Below are 20104 nucleotides of genomic sequence, written 5' to 3'. Positions count from 1 at the left end.
TCTCTGGCTTAGCGTGTTCTTTTTCTGGTATACTGCGTAACAGTACTTGGGGCTGATTCTGGATTCGACGGGATTTGCGAAGCCCAAGGAGCATGCCGAGGGGCGGTTTGCCTCGTAAAAAGCCGCAAAAAAATAGTCGCAAACGACGAAAACTACGCCCTAGCAGCTTAATACCCTGCTTAGAGCCCTCTCTCCCTAGCCTCCGCTCTTAGGACGGGGATCAAGAGAGGTCAAACCCAAAAGAGATCGCGTGGACACCTTGCCTGGGGTGAAAGCGTTAAACCCAATCAGGATAGTTTGTTAGTGGCGTGTCCATCCGCAGCTAACCGGCGAATGTAAAGATTGGACTAAGCATGTAGTGCCGACGGTGTAGTAATTTCGGACGGGGGTTCAAATCCCCCCAGCTCCACCAAATAATGATCCGGTTATTACCAGATAAGTCCGGAGAAGTCCTGAAAGCCCGCATCCCTTCTAGGTTTGCGGGCTTTTTTGTGTCTGTAGAAGTCCGAGAAGATCCGCCTGAAACCGGCGTCTATTGGTATACGAATTGGTATACGCTAAGATATATACCAATAAACGTATACCAATTAGGGAAGATCCTTGCATGGCGCGGACTACACGCCCCCTCACCCACACCGAAGTACAAAAAGCCAAAGCCACCGATAAAGACCTCACCTTGCATGACGGTGACGGACTCTTTCTCCTGGTCAAAACTACCGGCAAAAAAATTTGGCGCTTTCGCTACCAGGTTCCTAACACTTCAAAACGCACAATGATCAGCTTTGGCGCTTATCCTGCACTTTCACTGGCTGATGCCAGAGAAGTGCGTGCAGAGAAGCTTGCGATGTTAGTCAAAGGAATAGACCCACAAGCAAGAGCTGGCGAAGAAGCTGAGAAGCTGCAAATCGCTCAGGAAAGCATTTTCGTAAATGTTGCCCGTAAATGGTTCGAGCTGAAGCAAAGTCACGTTAGCGCAGACCACGCTAAAGATATCTGGCGTTCCATTGAGAAAGACATCCTGCCCAGTATTGAAAATGTTCCTGTTCAGGAGCTGAAAGCACGCACTTTGATCCAAGTGTTGGAACCAATCAAAGCACGCGGAGCATTAGAGACGGTCAGGCGGTTGGTTCAGCGCATCAACGAGATAATGATTTATGCGGTGAATGTTGGACTGATTGAGGCAAACCCAGCTTCAGGTATTGGTAATGCTTTCGAGCGCCCGAAGAAGCAACACATGCCCACAATACGCCCCGAAGAACTGCCTAAGCTAATGCGCACGATTTCTATGAGCAATTTATCAATACCAACCCGCTGCCTGCTTGAATGGCAGTTACTGACGCTAATACGCCCTGCAGAAGCATCGGCAACAGCCTGGTCAGAGATTGATATAGAGAATAAGCAATGGTGTATTCCGGCAGAACGCATGAAGGCAAAGCGTGATCATATCGTCCCGCTCTCAGAGCAAGCTTTAGAATTATTAGAGATCATGCGTCTAATTAGTGGTAATCGTCAGTACGTTTTCCCTAGTCGAAATGACCCAAGAAAGCCGATGAATAGTCAAACAGCAAATGCCGCTTTGAAGCGTATTGGATATGGTGGGAAGCTTGTTGCTCATGGCCTGCGTTCTATAGCCAGCACAGCAATGAATGAGGCAGGTTTTAATGCAGATGTGATTGAAGCTGCTTTAGCTCATAGTGATAAAAATGAAGTTAGGAAAGCCTACAACCGTTCAATCTATCTAAAACAAAGAGTTGATTTAATGGATTGGTGGGGAGAGTATGTTTATTCAGATAAAAGGATAGTTAAATGATTGTACTTGAAGATATCATTTTTGGGTCAGAGCCTACATTTGTCAATAACAATAGAAAAATATACTTAGAAGTGCTTGATGTAACCAAAGCAAAAAACACTTTCAACAAAAAAAATATTTTCGTCCTTAAGATATTTATGAGTTTCAACTTCATTGCACAAAGAAATATGACTTATCAAAAAGAGAAAAATAAAAACATTCTCACAATGCTTTTGATCGGTGATGACAATACAGAGTATAAAATATTAGAAATTCTTAGCTCAGGGAATTTCTCTTTGCGGGATTTAAGTTCCAAAATGAACTATGATCATTTAAGTCAAATTAATGATGAAGAATCATACCGCTATATAAATACAAACATGAGTAGCGATACGTCCTTAACTTTCTTATCATTAATAAAAGACATGGGAACTATTTATAATCTAAAAAAATCAACTCGAGTTATAAAAAAATATTCGGACAAGCTCCTCTTTAAACTACTAATGCATAATACCTCAAGCCATTACGCATTTGAACACGGATATAAACAATTAAAACACGACGATGGGGTAATATTTCAAATGCAATCTCCAGAACATTTGACAATATTAAACTCTGAGAATAAAAAATATAAGTTAAATTTTTCAAATCCAGAGGATATAAAAATACCTCTCCACGTGTTTATAGGTAAAAACGGCAGCGGTAAAACATACTTATTACGAAGAATAGTAAAAGATTACTTAACTTTTGGTCATGAAGTATATAGTAGAGATGAGGTATTTAGCAGAATAATAACACTGTCCAATACGATAAATGATGAATGCTATCGCCCACAGAAAATATCAAGGGATAAGTCCAAAACAAATAACTATCATTTTGTATCACTTACTTCTAAAAAATACTTCAATAACTTATTTTCTCGCGGGAAAAAGTTAACCTTACAATCTCTTATGGAAATAATTAAAGATAGAGACTTAACAAAGGAAGGTTTTTTTAAGCAAAGTGAATTATTAGATCGTGTAACTCAAACAATTATCCCAGGCTTCTCAATAGGCATTAAAACCAACCTCGCGGAAATAAAATCATCAAGTTTCTCAAACTTAATTGATCGTTACAAACTTGTAAATCTGAATGGTAATTTAGACTTAATTACTGGATCTGAAATAGAATATATTTTACCTCTTGGAGAGATTGTATTTTATAAAAATAATGATATTTTTGAATTAAGTTCCGGCCAGATAGCATTTATGTCTTGTATGTTTTCATTAATTTCAATTATTGAGTCCAATAGCCTCGTTATTATAGAAGAACCAGAGAATTACTTGCACCCTAGTCTCTTGACTCACTTCATAAATTCAATCATTAATATATTAAGAGATGCAAATTCTGTCGCCATCATTTCTACCCATTCGGCACTAGTTTTGAGAGAAATACCTTCAACGCAAGTGACAATTTTGAATAGAAACGGAAATGTTACTAAATTTAAAAAACCAAATATAGAAACATTTGGAGCAGATACTCATCAAATAATGATTGATATCTTTGGAGACCTTCATTCAAATGCTATTTTCCGAGAAGAGATTTCTAAAATAGCAGAGAATAAGAGTATTAATGAGATACTAAATAATTATTCACACCTACCTTCTGAGTTAATCAACAAAATAATAATGGAGGTTAAATCAAAGTGAGAACTCTTACTAAACCAGCTGAATTAGAAGAAATTGAACAAAGCATAGATTTAATATTAACCATAGATGAAATAACTTCACTAATTGAACCTATTGGGATATCAGCTCTTAGTACAAGAAAACAAGAGTGGTTAGACGAAATTATAAATTACCACAATGAAATGTCACAAAACAAGCGGCTATCTCATAATGGAAGAGTTGACTTTTCTAAATTTAAAGTACAACTCGAGTGGATATACAATAACCCAAGCGTTAGAAGAAAGACAGATTTTATAAAAAAAATAAGAGATTGTTATGTTAATAACGGAATCTTATGTCCTTATTGCGGCGTATCACCCTGTAGAACATTAGACCATTATTATAATAAAGCTCTATTACCTCAATTCTCTTTTTTACCTGCGAACCTTATACCTTGCTGTGGTGATTGCAATAAGGACAAGGGCATTAAAAAATCTTTTGGAAAATGGAAAAGAATCATCAACCCTTATTATGATAATTATGACTCATTATTACCAGATGAACCACCGATAGTAATCATATTTAAAGAAAATCCATTTCCAAATGTTGATATGAGTTTCGTCGTCATTGCTAACAACAAACTGACCAGCATTGTAAGAAAACATATTAATTTCCACTTAAAAAAAATAAGAATAGGATTGTTACATCAAGAAATGATAAGTAATTCATTTTGGAGAAATGCGAAGCAATTGAGATTATATAAAACCCTTCACAACTCTAACCAAATATCTGTTCAAGCTTATGATACTCTCATTGATAATTTAATTACTAAAAACAGCAATATTAATTATGATTGGGAATATATTATACGATTTTCCTTATTTAAAATAAAAATTAATCATTGGATTTACAACAGTACACTGGATAAATTGCAATGAATCAGAATCAAGCCCCGCGCGCGCAATTCTCCCCGCCTGCCCGCTGCTGACTTAGCTCAGTGGTTTTAATGCATTAAGAAATGCCCCTGAAAGCCAGTGTAGCAAGGGTTTTGAGCCATTTTGAGCACTCCCAATTGCATGCAAAACCATGCGCCCTATGCATGCAGAGCTTACAAGGACAGGCTAGCCAGAGAAAAGGCTGTCAGGAGGGATGGTTTTGCACCGCATTCATAAAAAATGCCGCCTTATTCGAAAGCGGCACTTGAGATTATTTTTTGTGGAATTGAAACGTTCTGAAATTTATATCTTCTGTTTTAGATTTTCTCTTTTAACGATTTTACTGACGCTTTCATTTGTTTTAAATGCGCATGAACATTCCAGTCTGGTGCACTGATAATAGGACTCCTTTGTCTGCTCGGTGATATAACGGCTTGTACGAATATGAGAGACAGAGCTGCAAAGCGGGCAGCGCATCATTTGTCATTATTCCTTATTTGAAGCAGTTATTTTTTTGAGTTTCTGTGCAAGAACATGTCTTCTGGCAGGGCTCTGTACCAGTGCCATGTCCACGCCGTTCAACTTTGGAGGATAAATCCCGATTTCCTCAAGAACGGGTTCAATCTTCATATTGAACTGAGCTGAGTGCGCGGCACCAACAAGCGCATTGCCAATTTCTACGCTGACAACTTTATCCGGTTCGCTGTAATAAGCCGATTGCATTTCCTGCACGCTGACGGTGGATAACGCCAGGAGCTTTAATTTCACCGCCCGCACGATGGTGGGACTGAGATTTTTCATCGCAAGTTGCAACTGATTGTCAGCATAGGTATTCAAGGCGATGCGGTGTGCGCTAATCAACGCTTGTCCCGCGCTGGCACAGCCCAACATTGCCGATTGCTTTTCAAGCTCCAGTTCTTCAATCAGATCATCAAACTCTCTGGCAAGCCCTTCCTGAATTAACCGCTGGCTGTGAGCGTTCTTCAGCTCATCAGTCATTGCCCCGCGTGATTTACGAAAACGTGATCGCCAGCTTTCCTCGTTCTCCTTGATTTCTTTCGTCGCATTTTCTTTTTCCTGCAAACAGCGACTGATTGAGCTTTCAACCTCATCAAGAACAATTTTCTTCTGCTCGTACTTAGACTTTTTCTCAGTGAAGAGCTGGATGATATTGCTACCGACGCTTCCTGATGTTTCTTTTTCTCCCTGGCCGGTTTTAACTTCTAATACGTCGTTGATAACCGTGGCGACGGTTTTGGTTGAGTCAGATTTCATGGCATACCTCAGATATGTGTTGTCAATGTGAGGGTATTGTGGGGAGGCTGGCACAACATTTCTATTCGATGGCGTTTGCTCAGGGCTGGTACAACGGGCGGGAAGGTGAAGCAGGAAAGTAAAGAGAGTTTATATTTCTATAAATACTATTCACTACTGTTCACTCTAAAATAAAAAATAGTAAAATCATTAAGTTAAACAGTGAACACCTAACATATAGGTATTCACCCACTGTTCACTAGTGTTCACTTCTACAAAAGCCCTTTTTCTGGCTAGCCAAAAATAAATTAATCTTTTTTCCTATTAATAAGCACATAACCAATCGTTAAAATAGCTTGATTTGTGTTCATTAAACAACCAACCTGGCAACAATGGCATCTATTGGCATTAGTTGGCATTTCGTCTGGTGTCACCTGATGTCACCAGGAAAAAACAAGCACTCTCTTCTAAAAGTTTTAGCGGCAACCGCTTGTTGCTAAACGCAAAAATATTCTCACAATAGGGGGCTCCTTAACGAAACAGCCGGTACTGGTCGCGTCCAGCCGGATACAAATATGAGGTAGCACCATGCTCTCCACCGCTCAAAATACGCCCCCTTCTTCTGCCCTTGTTATGCCACCGGCTTACCCGCGCGATCGCTTTATGCGACTGCCGGAAGTGATCCACACCACTGGCCTTTCCCGCTCCACCCTTTACGACTTAATCAGCCGTCAGCAATTTCCCGCCCAGATTTCTCTCGGCGGCAAGAACGTGGCCTGGCTGGCCTCGGAGATTGAGGGCTGGATGAATGACCGCATCGCCGCACGCACTCAGGAGACCATGCAATGATTTCACTTTCTGTCGGTCATCATAATATTCAGCTCAATACACAAGAGGCGGCCTATCTGGCTGAAGGCCTGATAGCTGCCGCCTGCGGCAGAAAGAACCCTTTGCCTGCGTTTACCAGCAATACCCTGGGCGTGTTATCTGTAGCAGCCGAAGGCGTTAGTTCAGAGGATGATTCACACTTCCGATCAAATCCGCAGCAGTCCGATCAAGTCCTGACCGATTGCTAAGGAGAAACGGCTAATGCTTCAAAAAAGGCTTTTCTCTGGCGAGCCCCTGCTCTATAGTTTTTGTGCTGCCGCAAAATCGGCAGCCGGGCGTGGAAACCCGAGCAACTCAATGGCGACACAACACGCGCCTGGCGTGTTTTTTTATGTCGATGCCTCAGCGCACCTGTTTTTTGCACAGTGGTTTCTTAACCGCTGTGCTTATCAAACAATGGTAGCTCAGGCGGGGCAGCCTTCGGGCTGGCCGGTATTCATTGAGGCCGGTATTTCCACCCCCGTCTGGGCTACCACCCATAAGCGTGGAAACTTCGGTGGTAGCAATAACCATTACTCAATGGAGGCTGCCACCATGGCTACAACCCTCACCACGCCACACCCTAAATTTACGTTCCTGTTCGCCGCCGTTCGCCGTGCTGAACCTAAAGCGCCGGTCTGCATGCTGCGCTCCACCGCCGACAGTGAACATTCTGCCCGTCGCCTGTTTGCCCGCAACTATGTGCTGTGCTTTGCCGGTCGCCTGCCCGCTCAGGAGGCCGCATGAACAAGCTCGCGTCCTTCTATTTCCCCAACACCCATTATCCTATCCCGCATGCTGATTTCCTGCGCCTGCAACACGCGCACAACGTCGGCGTGATGTTCCTCGACATGCTTGATACTCAGGACACGTTCGGGCATGTACCCAGCGGCGATCAGCTGAATTCCATGGCCTCCGTTGTTGCGCTGCTGACTGACCAGCTCGGCAAAGTGGTAGACACCTGCGAGACCGCCATCAAAACGCAAATGGAGGATGTCTACGAATGAATACGACTCAGCAATCCTGCCTGCCGGTTGAAGTGCTCACCGCCCTCTACCGGCGCGCCCTGGCACAGGCTTATCTCGATGCCTGTACCGCCTACGGCGTTGAAACCGGCTACTCGCTTGATGAACTGCAAATGACCATCGCGAAGGAAGTCGAAAGTTACTACGTCCGCCAGCACGGCGCAAAGCTGGGTATGGACATCGCCTGCGCCATGCTCCGCGATATGGTGCAGCCCGATATTCTGGTAGCGAAACCCCGCCTGACACCGCTCGGAGAATCCATGATGGACGAGCTGTTCCGGCCTTGTCTTCACACCACTCCTGAAACCACGCTGCACTAACAGAGGCGCACATGACACAAATGATTGTTCAAAACACCGTGAGCGCCGCGACAGGGCGCTGGCCTCAGCTTCTGCCCGCGCTGGGTATAAACGTTGCCCCTCACGGGCATCATTGCGCCTGCCCTGTTTGCGGGGGCAAAGACCGCTTTCGCTTCGATAATCAGGCAGGAAGAGGCACCTGGATATGTAACCACTGCGGTGCCGGTGATGGATTAAATCTGGTTGCTAAAACACTGGATATCACCACGAAAGAAGCCGCCGTGAAAGTGGCTGAGATTCTGGGAGAGGCTCAGCCTCTTGCAGTTCATCACGACGAGGCCGCTGCACAAAAACAAAAAGACCATGCCCGCCAAAGGGCAGCAGTAAAGGCGAAAGCACTGGTGAACTCCGCCAGCAAAGCGGCAGGCAATGCCTATATGAAGAATAAAGGCTGGCAGGATAAGGAAGTGCTGACGTTACAGGGCAACGGCCTGCGCGTAGGCGGCTTAGATTTCGCGGCGGGTGACCTGATCATTCCGCTTTATGATTTGTCAGGTAACCTGGTCAACGCCCAGCTCATTAACGGATCAGGAGCTAAACGCATGCTTGCGGGTGGACAGGTTACCAGCGCCGCTCATCATTTTGAAGGGAACGACAACACCGTTATCTGGATGGCAGAAGGCTATGCAACCGGTCTGACAATACATGCGCTGACGGGTGAAACCGTGTATGTGGCACTGAGTGCCAATAACTTCCCTCATCTGGCTGAGTGCCTTCGGGAGAAATACCCTGACGCAGTGCTGCTTATGGCGGCAGATAATGATGAGAACGGCACAGGGCAGAAGAAAGCGAAAGAAGCCGCAAATCTGGCAAGCGGAAAGGTTGCGATCCCCTTGGTCGCTGGTGACTGGAACGATGTATTCATGCAGGAAGGTCGTGACAAAGCGCTGGAACAGCTCCGTGCTTTTACTCAGAAATCTCCACAGAGTCCTTTCGATACGGTCAGTGACGCAGACCTTAAATCCATGAGCGCAAGCGAGAAAGCGGAACTATTAATAACCCATTATGAACAACGATTAGCTGTGCCGCAGGTGGGAGAGGATCTCTGCCGCTATGAGAATGGCGCGTGGCAGGTATTGCCCCACGGCATTCTCAGCCGAGAGATCGCCGCTTTATTTCAAAAGATCCGCGCCCCCTTCTCTGCACCTGGTATTAGCGGGATTATTGATACCTTGAAGCTGATGGTGCCTCAAACAGGGAAACCGGCGAGAAGATTGATAGGGTTCCGCAATGGGGTATTTGATACCGTCACAGGACATTTTAATCCTCATAGTCCAAACAACTGGCTGCGAACCGTAAACAGTGTTGATTACACACAACCTAAAGCCGGTGAAAACCTTGCAGAGCATGCCCCTAACTTCTGGCAATGGTTAACACGGGCTGCAAATCAGCAAAGTGAAAAACAAGAGCGCATACTCGCCGCGCTTTTCATGGTTCTGGCAAACCGTTATGACTGGCAACTGTTCCTTGAAGTGACAGGACCAGGGGGCAGCGGTAAAAGCGTAATGGCATCCATTGCCCGCATGCTTGCGGGGGAGGATAATACCACCTCCGCCAGCATCGAGACTTTGGAATCCGCGCGCGAGCGTGCTTCTGTGGTGGGATACTCACTGATTGTGTTACCAGACCAGGAGAAATGGAGCGGCGACGGCGCAGGAATTAAAGCCATCACTGGCGGCGATGCTGTGGCGATTGATCCGAAATATCGTGATGCTTACTCAACACATATTCCGGCGGTGATCCTGGCGGTGAACAACAACCCTATGCAGTTCAGTGACCGCAGCGGCGGCGTATCGCGCCGGCGGGTAATTATCACTTTCCCTGAGGTGATACCCGCCAATGAACGGGATCCGCAGCTAATAGAGAAAATAGGTCAGGAGCTCGCCGTCATTGTCCGCCATCTGATGCAACGTTTTGCCGTTCCCAGTGATGCACGCGAGCTGTTACAGGCACAGCAGAATTCCGATGAAGCACTGGAGATAAAACGCAGTGCAGATCCGTTGGTAGATTTCTGTGGTTACCTGCTTGCAGTAACTTCACCTAACGGCCTCTATATCGGTAATGCGAATATTCATCCGTCGAATCCGCGTAGGTATCTTTATCATGCCTATTTATCATTTATGGAGGCTCGGGGACATCAACGTACAATGAATCTGACTGCCTTTGGTCGGGCTGTACCGCAAACGTTGAAAGAGTATGAAATTGAATTCTTGAAGAAAAAGACCAATCAGGGTGTGCAAACCAATCTGATCTTAAGTGAAGACTGCGAAGTAGATTGGTTGCCAAAGTGCGGAACACCTTAGCAGTTCAACTAAAACCGGCTTCGGCTGGTTTTTTTATGAGCAAAATAGCAACTGGTCACTTTCAAGTGATGAGTTATGGATAGTTTAGGACAACCCATCACCACCTAATCAATTGAAATTTAATATAAAAACACCGAAAGTGAACAGTGTGACCAGTTTTGTCCATAAATCTTTTATTAGTGGAGGAGATCCAATTTGTAAAATAGCGTATGTGCCAGGAACTTTCTATTTAGTTAGAGTTCTTTATCAGCACTAGTCATTCAGTTGTTTTGATATTCTTGTGAGCTATTATCTATGAATTCATTTTGGTTTTTTAGGAGCAGAGATGGCCGGATACCTTGATAAGATTACGCAGCCTTGGACACGCCAACACATTCAAGCAGCGATAATGTCTGATTTTAGGACAGTACAAAAATCGATTGATCAGACAGAAGGCGGACTGTTATGGAGTGGTATCAAAGAACTTGACGACGCTATTTGGGTATTCACTAAAAGCACTGCTGAACTGTTAGATGAAATAAGCATCTTTAGTGAAAAAAGTAAGGATATAGAATTTTGGCACAAAACAAATGAAAAAAACTCTGAGGAATATGTGCGTGAAGTCAAACGTAAACTTTACTATTGCACATCTTCTTTGATGACGATTGTTGACATATCTCGTGCATTCAATAAAAAATGGCCTCTCGAAGATTTCCTTGATCAACGTAATAAATTTTTCTCAACACCAGGTTTGCACGATTTTTTACAAAAAATGCGAAATTTCAGCTCTCATTGGCGCATAGCTCAAGCAAATTGGATAATTAAAGCTGATTTTAGAAACGGCACGAGAATCGCAAAATTTGTAGTTAGTAAGGAAGACTTACTGGAGTGGGGAGATTGGGGAAGTAATGGCAAGAAATATATCGAAGAAACTGATGGTGATATTGATATTTATGAGGTTATCACACAGTATAAAAAACAGATCCAGCAATTTTACAGTTGGCATAAAGGAGCATTGATTGACACATACTCTTCAATTCTGCAACCTTTCTTTGAATACAAAAAAATACATAATGGACTACAAAACAAGCTGATGTGGAATATGATTTTTTCACACTTCAACCCTGATATGAACCCTTATAAATACTTGACAAAATACCTTTCCCATAATCAGATAGAATTAATTTTGTCATATGAGAACCGCAGTGAGAAACAAGTAGATGCATTAATAAAGATGTTAGATATGGAGGATTTTTGTGACGCTCAGCTTAGGGCTAAAGTCATGAAAGCTTTCAGAGTGTCGACCACCACAAATTAATTCTCAGGGTGTTATACATCTCATATATTCTGTTTTTCACTTGGACGTAGTCTACCGCCCATTTTGGACTAATTACTGTTTGGTAAACTTGCAACAGCAGGCTTGCTGTAACGTCAGATAATAGTTAATGCGTGATCGGGAGCCGTGTAAAACGCAGGGAGTAGGTCACTGCATTGATGGTTAAAAACAAAAAAGTCGTTAAATTGAGATTTATGAGCCTCTCTTTCTTAGTATATACATTCGTACAATAAATACTCGACTTTCGATGGGGTAAATATTAAGAGTTTAGCGAAGCTTGTCATAGTGAAACCTGCATTGGTATACGCTTAGGTATACACCGCAATCATTTAATTATAAATACACAATAAAAACAACAAGATATAACTTAAATTCAACCTCCCCCAGCCCACCAAATTCTTGGTTGATGGTTACCAGAGCCATTCAACGAAGTCCTAGAAGCCCGCATGGCGTAAGCCCTGCGGGCTTTTTTGTGTCTGTATTTTGTTCTGCGAAGTCTGAAGTCACCTGATTAAATCCTTTAAGGTTGACAAGAGCGGAGATTAATCATGACAGGATAAACCAAACCGTTGACCGATAATTTCAAATGCATTGCCGAACATTGTTTGAATGTGAAAAAAACCAGCGAAACGCAAATTATGCTGAAGATATCTGGTAAACATTGGAAAGAGATGTTTTTTCTGTGATTGGGGAAATATGCATTACCGACATTAAACCATATCCGCCTATCAAAGCTTATAGCCTGTTTAAGCCAGGTGAATGCCAGAAACAGTCAGACGTTTATTACAGCAGGTTAATACCGCTAGGGTGTTTACCTAAAATACCCTGCCCATTGACGCTGTTCCGTGCGTTAATATCGATAGAGCTTTTGAAAACCTCATAAATAAGAAGATGCCGGTTAACCGCCCCGACCAATTGCCCCAACAATGCAGACAGAAAACATCGGGCTTTCAACTTAATACAACAATACTGCCTGTTATTTCACTGGAATATTTAACGCGACCTTCGCAATACCACCTTTGATAGCACCTGTAATTTACAACAGTCAGGCAATTCCATTTTCATAGTTTGGTTGAATGTCAGATCAGTTCCTATCCCTAATCCCAACAATTACATTTATGTATAATTAACCCCACCATAATTTATTTAAATGATGTGTTTTTTTATTGTTTAAATACATATGGGTAAGTTTAATACACTTATGCTTAATTATATATTAAATACTATATAAACAACAAAAATGATATAAAGGTGCGCATTTAATGTATCCCTCGAAAACAAACGAGTTTATGGACAAATTTGGAAGCTACTTATGCGCTTAAATAAATTAACTGCAGCAATCCTGTTTTCTGCTATTGGATTCCCAATAATTTCGTCTGCAGCCACTGTAACGGCAAACGACCAGACAAATACCTTCTCCGGCCTCGATTACTCGATGATGATCACCAAAGATGGTGGTCACACCTGGACTGCGTATACCAACGCATCGCAAAACAACTTCCCGGGCACTGTTTTAGCAGAGGTCGCGCCGAAACAAGAACTGGCGATTATCTCCGAAGACTACGATCCGAACCGCACCTATAAAGGCGGCGATACTGTTCGCTTCCTGGGATACTACTGGACTGCGCAATGGTGGGTTGAGCAGGGCACCAGCCCGGGCACCAATCCGGTTTGGAAATCCGGCGATGCGATTAATATCACACCTTATGCAACTTTCCAGTTCACGCCATATACCGGCCAGGATGCTATCGACCTGCAGAACCGTGAAAAGGCTCGCGTAGCTGCTGAGCGTAAAGTGATTGGCTACTTCCCGGAATGGGGTGTGTATGAAGCACATAACTTCTTTACCCCAGATAAAGTTGACTACTCTGGCCTGACCCACCTGAACTACGGTTTTGCGGTGGTCAAAGACGGTGTGGTGACTATGCATGACACCGACCAAGCTCCGGGCCTGATCAAAGACCTGAATAAGCGGACTGAAGCGGCCAACGTGGTGCATATGATTTCAGTAGGCGGGTGGAATAACTCTCAGGAAGGCGTCTTCGAAGCGGCAACTGCGACCGATGCAGGCATTGAGAAACTTGCCAACAGCATGGTCAGCTATATGGTGCAGTGGAATTTCGACGGCCTCGACATTGACTGGGAATACCCGGATACCGATGCTGAGAAAGCCCAGTTCACCAAGCTTATCCAGTCCCTGCGTAGCAAGTTGGATGCACAGGGCCTGAAAGATGATAAGTACTATCAACTTTCTGCGGCAGTCACCACTAATCATAATAACATTCAGTACATCAACCCCTCTGTTACCGCGCCGTTGCTGGATAGCGTCAATGTGATGGCGTATGACATCCATGGTGCTTTTGATCCATTAACCGGTCATAACGCTCCGCTGTATGAAAATAGCCATGATGAAGATAAAGACCTGAACGTGGCCGACACAATGAGTGCCTACGTTGACACCTGGAAAGTGCCAAAAGCTAAGCTGATGATGGGGATCCCATACTACGGTCGTGGTTGGGGACATGTTCCGGGAACCGAGCTGATTCCTGGTTTGCCGGGAATGTTTAACACCGGTTCAGCGTCGGTTAAAGGTGCATGGGACGATGCGGATCAGTATACCGGCACCAACCCGTGGTATGTGCTGAAGCAGAAACTGGCTAGCGGTGAATATACGCGCTACTGGGACTCAGAGTCACACGTTCCGTATCTCTACAGCGAAACTACGCGAGAATTCCTGACCTATGACGATCCAGAGTCTGTTCAGGACAAAGTTGACTATATCAACGAGCAAGGCTTTGGTGGTGCGATTATTTGGGACATCAGTGGCGATACACCTGACTATCAACTGGGCCATATCGTCGATGATATTCTGACAACCTCAATTCCAGAGCCAGATCCACAGCCTGAGCCAGATCCGCAACCAGAGCCCGATCCGCAACCAGAGCCCGATCCGACACCTGTTTCCTCTGCTAATGTAACGCTGTTCCAGAACAATTCTCTGGGTGGCGATAGTCTGGAAGTCAACGAGGACATCAATTGCTTAGTCGGTAAGAAGATGAAAAACGGCAAGGACGCCAATGATGAAACGTCTTCCATATCACTGGGAAAAGGTTCTTTGGGGGCAAATTTATACAAGGACTGTCATTTTAGCGGAGATAAGGTGACTTATACTTCGAATGCAATGTCACTTGTCAGCGGCTTCAACGATAAAGTTTCCTCTGTTGAGCTGATTAAAGCGGTTGCTTATAAAGATACCGGCTATCGCAATTCCTTCTTAAACATTGTCGGTGATATGGAATGGCTCGGCGATGACCTTGATTTCAATGATGTAATGTCATCGATAAAGGTTGCTCAAGGCTATACCGTACGACTTTATGTTGGAAGAAACTTTGGAGGGGATTATGTTGATGTGACGTCAGGTCAAAATATTACCGATCTTAATTCACTGACATTTGATAACAAAGTCTCTTCATTAAAATTTATCGCCAATGTTGAGCCAGACCCGCAACCGGAACCAAAGCCTGTGACCGGTCTTAAAGCTACGCTGTTCCAGAACCCGGGTAAAAGTGGTGATAGCCTGGAAATTGCCAGGGACATCGATTGCTTAGACGGCGTGAAGATGAAAAATGGTACTGACGCCAATGATCAAATGTCGTCCTTAAGGCTGGCAAAAGGTTCGTTGGGGTTAAGTCTATACACAGACTGTCAGTTCAAAGGAACTTGGCACCGATTCGGAATCATGTCTAATGGTGATCAATATGATTTAAGCAGCGACATGGACAATACAGTCTCCTCTGTTCAGGTTATTAAAGCGATTGCATGGGACGCCTCCGCTTATCGTGGCCAGTCCGTAATAGTTATGGCGGATGTTCCATCGCTCAGAGGGGATATTAAATGGCTCGAATATAAAACGTCTTTCGATAATCTCATGTCCTCAATACAGGTTGCTGAAGGCTATACCGTCCGCCTGTATTCTGAAAATAACTATAAAGGGTCTTATATTGATGTGAAGTCAGGTCAAAAAATTACCGACCTTAGAAAATTGTCATTTGATAACAAGGCCTCTTCATTAAAAATCTTAATCGATAATGACGAATAATCTTCCGTGAACGGCCATTGACCCTGTCATGTTAGGCCATCTGTAAACGTTAAATCGCCTTTATCCCTGCGGGTAAAGGCGATTTTTTTGGCTGTTAGCTTCAGCAGATTTATCCTGTTGTTTTTAAAATGTTATTCAGAACTTACCCTGCAATCCCCACCCTAATCCCCTCACTTATTCTGCCCAAAAACCAATCCCCCCTATGTCACACTATTGCCCGTTTTGAACATAAGTTTGCCGCTTGACCACAATAAGTCCAGTCGTCATATTCAAAATATATCCCCCTCCTTTACCCTCGCCACAGCCAGGCGGGGGATTGTTTTTATTGAGCATCACCGGAGAAAACTTGTGAAAAAAATCACCCTTCTTATCATCGCGACATTATCGGCCACCAGCGGCCTGGCACAGGCAGAAACTACGTTGCGCTTTGGCGTCGATCCCTCTTTCCCACCTTTTGAATCCAAAGCACCAGATGGTCAGTTGGTCGGTTTTGATATCGACTTAGGCAATGCCATTTGCGCGCAGGCACAAGTGAAATGTGAATGGGTCGAAACCGCCTATGACGGCATTATCCCGGCGCTGAACGCTAAAAAGTTTGATGCGGTACTCTCTGCAATGTCCATGACGCCAAAACGTAAAACGCAGGTCAATTTCTCAGACATGCTTTATCACGTACCCAGTGTGTTAATTGCAAAGAAAGGCAGCGGTTTGCAACCCACAGCGGATTCATTGAAAGGAAAAACCGTCGGTGTGGCACAGGGCACCACGCAGGAAGCCTACGCGCAGGGTGAGTGGCAGAAGAAAGGTGTAGATGTCATCTCATATCAGAATCAGGATTTTGTTAATCAGGATCTTGCGTCTGGACGCATTGATGTCACCCTGACTAATGCAGCTGCAGCAGAAACGGGCTTTCTAAAAACGCCTGAAGGCGCGGGGTATGCTTTTGCCGGTGAGCCATTGACGGACACCCATTACCTGGGTGAAGGCACGGCAATAGGCCTGCGCAAGGACGATATGGCGCATCTCACACTGATTAATCATGCGCTGGCAGAAATCCACAAAAACGGCACTTATCAGACGCTGGAAAAGAAATACTTCACTTTTGAAGTTTATAACAAAAAATCCTGATTGCCTTCCCGTCACCGCAGAGATCTTACTCTGCGGCCTTCTTTATTAATACCGCTTCCACTTATCAATAGCTGTTACTGAAACAGTTAAAATTTTTCTCGCGCGTCTGCGCAACCCTCAGTTGTGCCAGTATCTTTTTATCATCAGCGGCCATAAAGTCAGCACGGGTTGAAGTCAGAAACCGGATAAGATTAAACAACAAAAATCTCTGTCGACGTTTGCTGAAGCGCCTGCAGCACATCATTGCCGATACCTGCGTCAGTAATGATGGTGTCAATTTTTTCCATAGGCAGCACGAGGTTATAACCGCGTCGTCCAAATTTGGTGGAATCGGTAACAACCACGACATGCTGAGCGGCCTCGGCCATAATTCCGCTGATGCTGTAACCTTCATTAAAGGTAGTAATCCCGGTCGCCGCATCAAGGCCGTCAGCGCCGACAAACATCAGGTTAGCGACGATACCCTGCAACGCATATTCCGTGATATTGCCATGTAAGGATCGGGTTTTATGGCGAAGCGTACCCCCGCAGACCACCAGCGTGATGTCGGGGTTTTCAGAGAGAACAAAAGCAGCAGGAAGATTATTGGTGATAACCGTGATGTCCCCTGATTTTACTAACTCCTCAGCCAGTAGCATCGTTGTGCTCCCACTGTCGAGGATCACGGTATCGCCGGGCTTAACCATGCCAGCTGCCGCCTGTGCGATACGTTTTTTCGGGTCGCTGGCCTGAAGGTAGCGTTCTTCCAGTACCAACTCTCCCGGCTGTTTTTCGTGACCGGAAGCTTCCTTCGCAGTCCATTTTGCCGCACCACCATGAAAACGGCTAAGTGCGCCCTTTTGCTCCAGCAAACTCAAATCCGAACGAATGGTCACCTCTGAAACTTCGAAAGCACTCGAAAGGTCAGCCACCAGGACACTGCCATTTTCATTCACTAAATCAATGATTTTATTGCGACGTTCATAAGTATTCATCATGAGTAATCCGAAAGGTCATCTTCCTCACAGTGTAAACAAAAGGCACCTTAATGAGGAGTAAAAATTCCCTGCGCTGTGAATCATAGCAACTCCCGATGTGCCTGGGCTGCATTCTCAAACTTTATCTTATCATTTCCCGAGACGCCTCCTGAAACGAAAGAAAACGAATGCAATAAACTTACGAAACATTTCGATCGCCATCACATAATGCAGAAAACGCTATTGTTTGGCTTTTGTAAAGGTACGATCCTCTTCGGAAACAAACGGAGGCACAAAATGAAAGACATTATTGCTAAACACAAGACAAGCGAAAGAATGGGTATCTGCTCAGTGTGCTCTGCGCATCCTCTTGTGATTGAAGCGGCATTACGTGAAGACCTGCATACAGAGCGCAAAGTGCTGATCGAAGCGACCTCAAATCAGGTCAATCAGTTTGGCGGTTACACCGGGATGCTGCCGATGGATTTTCGAGATTTCGTTCTCGCGATTGCTGAAAATATGGGGTTCCCGATGCATCGTCTGATTTTAGGTGGGGATCATCTGGGGCCAAACTGCTGGCAGAACGAAACCGCTGAAAGTGCAATGGCAAAAGCCGAGGTGCTGATTGCCCGCTATGTCGAAGCGGGGTTCAGCAAAATTCATCTGGATGCGTCCATGTCCTGCCTGGACGATCCTGTCCCTCTGGATCCACTTGTTGTGGCTCAACGCGCTGCGCGTTTATGTCAGGTCGCAGAAAGGGTAGCTACTCCAGAACAGAAAAAGCTGCTGACCTATGTCATTGGTACAGAAGTTCCTGTGCCCGGCGGTGAATCCTCCTCCATCGAGCATGTTCATGTCACAAAAGCCGCAGACGCCAAAGCCACACTCGATATGCACCATCAGGCATTTGCTGAACTCGGGCTGAATGATGCAATAAACAGGATTATCGCCGTCGTAGTCCAGCCTGGGGTGGAATTCGATCATAGCCGTGTAATCCACTACCAGCCCGAACTCGCCCGGGATCTGTCTGCGTACATTGCGACTACCCCGCTAATTTACGAAGCACATTCTACTGATTACCAGACCCGTGATTCCTACCGCAGCCTGGTGAATGACCACTTTGCCATCCTGAAAGTGGGTCCAGCTTTGACTTTTGCCTTACGGGAAGCCGTCTTCGCACTGGCAAACATTGAACAGGTACTGATCGCAGCTGAGTCCCGCAGCCAGATCCTGACGGTTATAGATAGCGTTATGCTGGATGAGCCAGGTTACTGGAAAAAATATTACCATTCGACATTTAGCCTTTCGCTCATCGACCTGCATTTCAGCCTGTCAGATCGCATACGCTACTACTGGCCTCACGCCCGCATTAACCGTGCGATGGAAGTCTTAATCGCCAACCTGCAATCAGTGGAAATCCCTCTGGGATTACTGAGCCAGTACCTCCCCGCTCAGTTTGAAAGGGTAATGACCGGGGAACTCGCCAGCGATCCGCACGAACTTATTCTCGATAAAATTCAGGATGTTTTACGCGCTTACCATTTCGGCTGCACGCCTGCGCAAACCCTTCAGGAAGGAGCCTGCCATGCGTAACTGCGAGGTTTTCGTTAAAACCGGCATCAGTTTTGCGGATTATCACGAGGCGCTCACGCATATCGGTGAACGTATGGTGCAGGAAGACGTAGTGGAAACAACGTATCCGCTAGCGCTGCTAAACCGCGAAGCTGAATTTCCAACAGGGATCCAGCTGGAACATCATGCAGTCGCCATTCCCCACTGTGAAGCGACACATGCCCGCAGTCCGGCCATTTATCTCATCAGGCCCGATACAGCAGTGGAATTTTTTCAGGCAGATGATGACGGAACCATTCCTGCGTCACTGATTATTGCCCTGATAGTCACCCATCCGGCCGAACAGCTGAAGTTATTACGCCAGTTATTCAGCCAGTTGCAAGACTCCGCTTTTTGCGAAAGTTTGCTGACGGTGCCTGAAGAACAGCTTTCCACGCTGTTTAAAAAACACATTTTTATCTCATCACCGGAGAAGCAATCCGCCGCTTGCACCTGATTGCATTCTCAGCATTGAACCCGACGTCTTACCTAAAAAAATAATATCAAAAACAACCTATTAAGGAGCCTTAACGTGAAGCGAAAAATTATTGTCGCCTGTGGCGGAGCCGTTGCCACATCTACGCTGGCAGCGGAAGAAATCAAAGAACTGTGTGAGGCACACGGCATACAAGTGGATCTCGTACAGTGTCGCGTAACGGAGATCGAAACCTACATGGACGGTGCTCATCTGATTTGTACCACTGCCAGAGTCGACCGTACATTCGGCACCATTCCGGTGGTTCATGGGATGCCGTTCATCTCGGGTGTGGGCATGGATACATTGCGCCAGCAAATACTGACCCTGTTACAGGAGTAA

General features: G+C 45.0%; 18 protein-coding genes and 1 other RNA gene. 16 read left to right on the top strand and 3 right to left on the bottom strand.

Going from position 1 to position 20104, the window contains the following annotated elements:
* Positions 1-48 precede the first annotated feature (48 nt).
* The 4 genes from ssrA (at position 49) to J1778_RS08390 (ending at position 4373) form a co-directional block, all read left to right on the top strand.
* Positions 49-412: a transfer-messenger RNA gene (gene ssrA / locus J1778_RS08405) on the top strand.
* A 192-nt stretch (positions 413-604) separates the two neighbouring features.
* A complete protein-coding gene (locus tag J1778_RS08400) occupies positions 605-1810 on the top strand; it encodes an integrase domain-containing protein (protein WP_217172784.1) in 1206 nt (401 codons plus the stop codon).
* Positions 1807-3477, top strand: coding sequence for an AAA family ATPase (locus J1778_RS08395; protein ID WP_217172783.1), 1671 nt, complete (start codon positions 1807-1809; stop codon positions 3475-3477). The genes J1778_RS08400 and J1778_RS08395 overlap by 4 nt, the downstream gene beginning before the upstream one ends.
* Complete coding sequence (locus tag J1778_RS08390; protein WP_217172782.1) at positions 3474-4373, top strand: hypothetical protein; 900 nt, start codon at positions 3474-3476, stop codon at positions 4371-4373. The genes J1778_RS08395 and J1778_RS08390 overlap by 4 nt, the downstream gene beginning before the upstream one ends.
* Positions 4374-4673: 300 nt before the next feature.
* Here the strand turns inward: J1778_RS08390 and J1778_RS08385 are convergent, their stop codons facing one another.
* On the bottom strand, positions 4674-4847 hold the full coding sequence (locus J1778_RS08385; protein ID WP_238484635.1) for an ogr/Delta-like zinc finger family protein: 174 nt from the start codon (positions 4845-4847) through the stop codon (positions 4674-4676).
* Positions 4848-4856: 9 nt separating this feature from the next.
* The gene (locus J1778_RS08380) at positions 4857-5645 is read right to left on the bottom strand and encodes a capsid protein (protein ID WP_217172781.1); all 789 of its coding nucleotides are present in this window, start codon (positions 5643-5645) and stop codon (positions 4857-4859) included.
* Between the two features lie 567 nt (positions 5646-6212).
* Here J1778_RS08380 and J1778_RS08375 point away from each other — a divergent pair.
* From J1778_RS08375 to J1778_RS08335, 9 genes are all read left to right on the top strand, one after another.
* Positions 6213-6473 carry a helix-turn-helix transcriptional regulator gene (locus tag J1778_RS08375; protein ID WP_217172780.1) on the top strand — a complete coding sequence of 87 codons (261 nt, stop codon included), beginning with the start codon at positions 6213-6215 and terminating at the stop codon, positions 6471-6473.
* Positions 6470-6700, top strand: coding sequence for a hypothetical protein (locus J1778_RS08370; RefSeq protein WP_217172779.1), 231 nt, complete (start codon positions 6470-6472; stop codon positions 6698-6700). The genes J1778_RS08375 and J1778_RS08370 overlap by 4 nt, the downstream gene beginning before the upstream one ends.
* A 13-nt stretch (positions 6701-6713) precedes the next feature.
* Positions 6714-7238 carry a host cell division inhibitor Icd-like protein gene (locus J1778_RS08365; protein ID WP_217172778.1) on the top strand — a complete coding sequence of 175 codons (525 nt, stop codon included), beginning with the start codon at positions 6714-6716 and terminating at the stop codon, positions 7236-7238.
* On the top strand, positions 7235-7498 hold the full coding sequence (locus J1778_RS08360; RefSeq protein ID WP_120160895.1) for a hypothetical protein: 264 nt from the start codon (positions 7235-7237) through the stop codon (positions 7496-7498). The genes J1778_RS08365 and J1778_RS08360 overlap by 4 nt, the downstream gene beginning before the upstream one ends.
* On the top strand, positions 7495-7836 hold the full coding sequence (locus J1778_RS08355; RefSeq protein ID WP_217172777.1) for a DUF5375 family protein: 342 nt from the start codon (positions 7495-7497) through the stop codon (positions 7834-7836). Before J1778_RS08360 ends, J1778_RS08355 begins: the two co-directional genes overlap by 4 nt.
* Positions 7837-7847: 11 nt before the next feature.
* Positions 7848-10178 carry a primase-helicase zinc-binding domain-containing protein gene (locus tag J1778_RS08350; RefSeq protein WP_217172776.1) on the top strand — a complete coding sequence of 777 codons (2331 nt, stop codon included), beginning with the start codon at positions 7848-7850 and terminating at the stop codon, positions 10176-10178.
* Between the two features lie 325 nt (positions 10179-10503).
* Positions 10504-11475, top strand: coding sequence for a hypothetical protein (locus J1778_RS08345; protein WP_217172775.1), 972 nt, complete (start codon positions 10504-10506; stop codon positions 11473-11475).
* Positions 11476-12805: 1330 nt separating this feature from the next.
* Entirely contained in the window at positions 12806-15592 is a 2787-nt protein-coding gene (locus J1778_RS08340; protein WP_217172774.1) for a glycosyl hydrolase family 18 protein, read from the top strand.
* A 348-nt stretch (positions 15593-15940) separates the two neighbouring features.
* The gene (locus J1778_RS08335; RefSeq protein ID WP_217172773.1) at positions 15941-16720 is read left to right on the top strand and encodes an ABC transporter substrate-binding protein; all 780 of its coding nucleotides are present in this window, start codon (positions 15941-15943) and stop codon (positions 16718-16720) included.
* Between the two features lie 191 nt (positions 16721-16911).
* Here the strand turns inward: J1778_RS08335 and J1778_RS08330 are convergent, their stop codons facing one another.
* Positions 16912-17694 carry a DeoR/GlpR family DNA-binding transcription regulator gene (locus tag J1778_RS08330; protein WP_217172836.1) on the bottom strand — a complete coding sequence of 261 codons (783 nt, stop codon included), beginning with the start codon at positions 17692-17694 and terminating at the stop codon, positions 16912-16914.
* 279 nt (positions 17695-17973) lie between these two features.
* On the opposite strand from J1778_RS08330, the gene gatZ reads away from it, so the two are divergent.
* From gatZ to gatB, 3 genes are all read left to right on the top strand, one after another.
* Entirely contained in the window at positions 17974-19269 is a 1296-nt protein-coding gene (gene gatZ, locus J1778_RS08325) for a tagatose-bisphosphate aldolase subunit GatZ (protein WP_217172772.1), read from the top strand.
* Positions 19262-19744, top strand: coding sequence for a PTS galactitol transporter subunit IIA (gene gatA, locus J1778_RS08320; RefSeq protein ID WP_217172771.1), 483 nt, complete (start codon positions 19262-19264; stop codon positions 19742-19744). The genes gatZ and gatA overlap by 8 nt, the downstream gene beginning before the upstream one ends.
* Before the next feature lie 75 nt (positions 19745-19819).
* Positions 19820-20104 (top strand): PTS galactitol transporter subunit IIB, encoded by a 285-nt coding sequence (gatB, locus tag J1778_RS08315; protein ID WP_217172770.1) that lies wholly within the window; start codon positions 19820-19822, stop codon positions 20102-20104.

Origin of the sequence: Rahnella bonaserana, assembly GCF_019049675.1 — a bacterium.
Lineage (GTDB): Bacteria > Pseudomonadota > Gammaproteobacteria > Enterobacterales > Enterobacteriaceae > Rahnella > Rahnella bonaserana.
The sequence above is the reverse complement of the archived record's forward strand: the minus strand, read 5'-3'. Positions and strand labels throughout refer to the sequence as shown.

Coding starts and splice junctions, on each gene's coding strand:
- J1778_RS08360 (WP_120160895.1), top strand. CDS start 7,235: ATGAACAAGCTCGCGTCCTTCTATTTCCCCAACACCCATTATCCTATC.
- J1778_RS08345 (WP_217172775.1), top strand. CDS start 10,504: ATGGCCGGATACCTTGATAAGATTACGCAGCCTTGGACACGCCAACAC.
- J1778_RS08350 (WP_217172776.1), top strand. CDS start 7,848: ATGACACAAATGATTGTTCAAAACACCGTGAGCGCCGCGACAGGGCGC.
- gatZ (WP_217172772.1), top strand. CDS start 17,974: ATGAAAGACATTATTGCTAAACACAAGACAAGCGAAAGAATGGGTATC.
- J1778_RS08330 (WP_217172836.1), bottom strand. CDS start 17,694: ATGAATACTTATGAACGTCGCAATAAAATCATTGATTTAGTGAATGAA.
- J1778_RS08355 (WP_217172777.1), top strand. CDS start 7,495: ATGAATACGACTCAGCAATCCTGCCTGCCGGTTGAAGTGCTCACCGCC.
- J1778_RS08380 (WP_217172781.1), bottom strand. CDS start 5,645: ATGAAATCTGACTCAACCAAAACCGTCGCCACGGTTATCAACGACGTA.
- J1778_RS08400 (WP_217172784.1), top strand. CDS start 605: ATGGCGCGGACTACACGCCCCCTCACCCACACCGAAGTACAAAAAGCC.
- gatA (WP_217172771.1), top strand. CDS start 19,262: ATGCGTAACTGCGAGGTTTTCGTTAAAACCGGCATCAGTTTTGCGGAT.
- J1778_RS08375 (WP_217172780.1), top strand. CDS start 6,213: ATGCTCTCCACCGCTCAAAATACGCCCCCTTCTTCTGCCCTTGTTATG.
- J1778_RS08370 (WP_217172779.1), top strand. CDS start 6,470: ATGATTTCACTTTCTGTCGGTCATCATAATATTCAGCTCAATACACAA.
- J1778_RS08340 (WP_217172774.1), top strand. CDS start 12,806: ATGCGCTTAAATAAATTAACTGCAGCAATCCTGTTTTCTGCTATTGGA.
- J1778_RS08385 (WP_238484635.1), bottom strand. CDS start 4,847: ATGCGCTGCCCGCTTTGCAGCTCTGTCTCTCATATTCGTACAAGCCGT.
- J1778_RS08365 (WP_217172778.1), top strand. CDS start 6,714: ATGCTTCAAAAAAGGCTTTTCTCTGGCGAGCCCCTGCTCTATAGTTTT.
- J1778_RS08395 (WP_217172783.1), top strand. CDS start 1,807: ATGATTGTACTTGAAGATATCATTTTTGGGTCAGAGCCTACATTTGTC.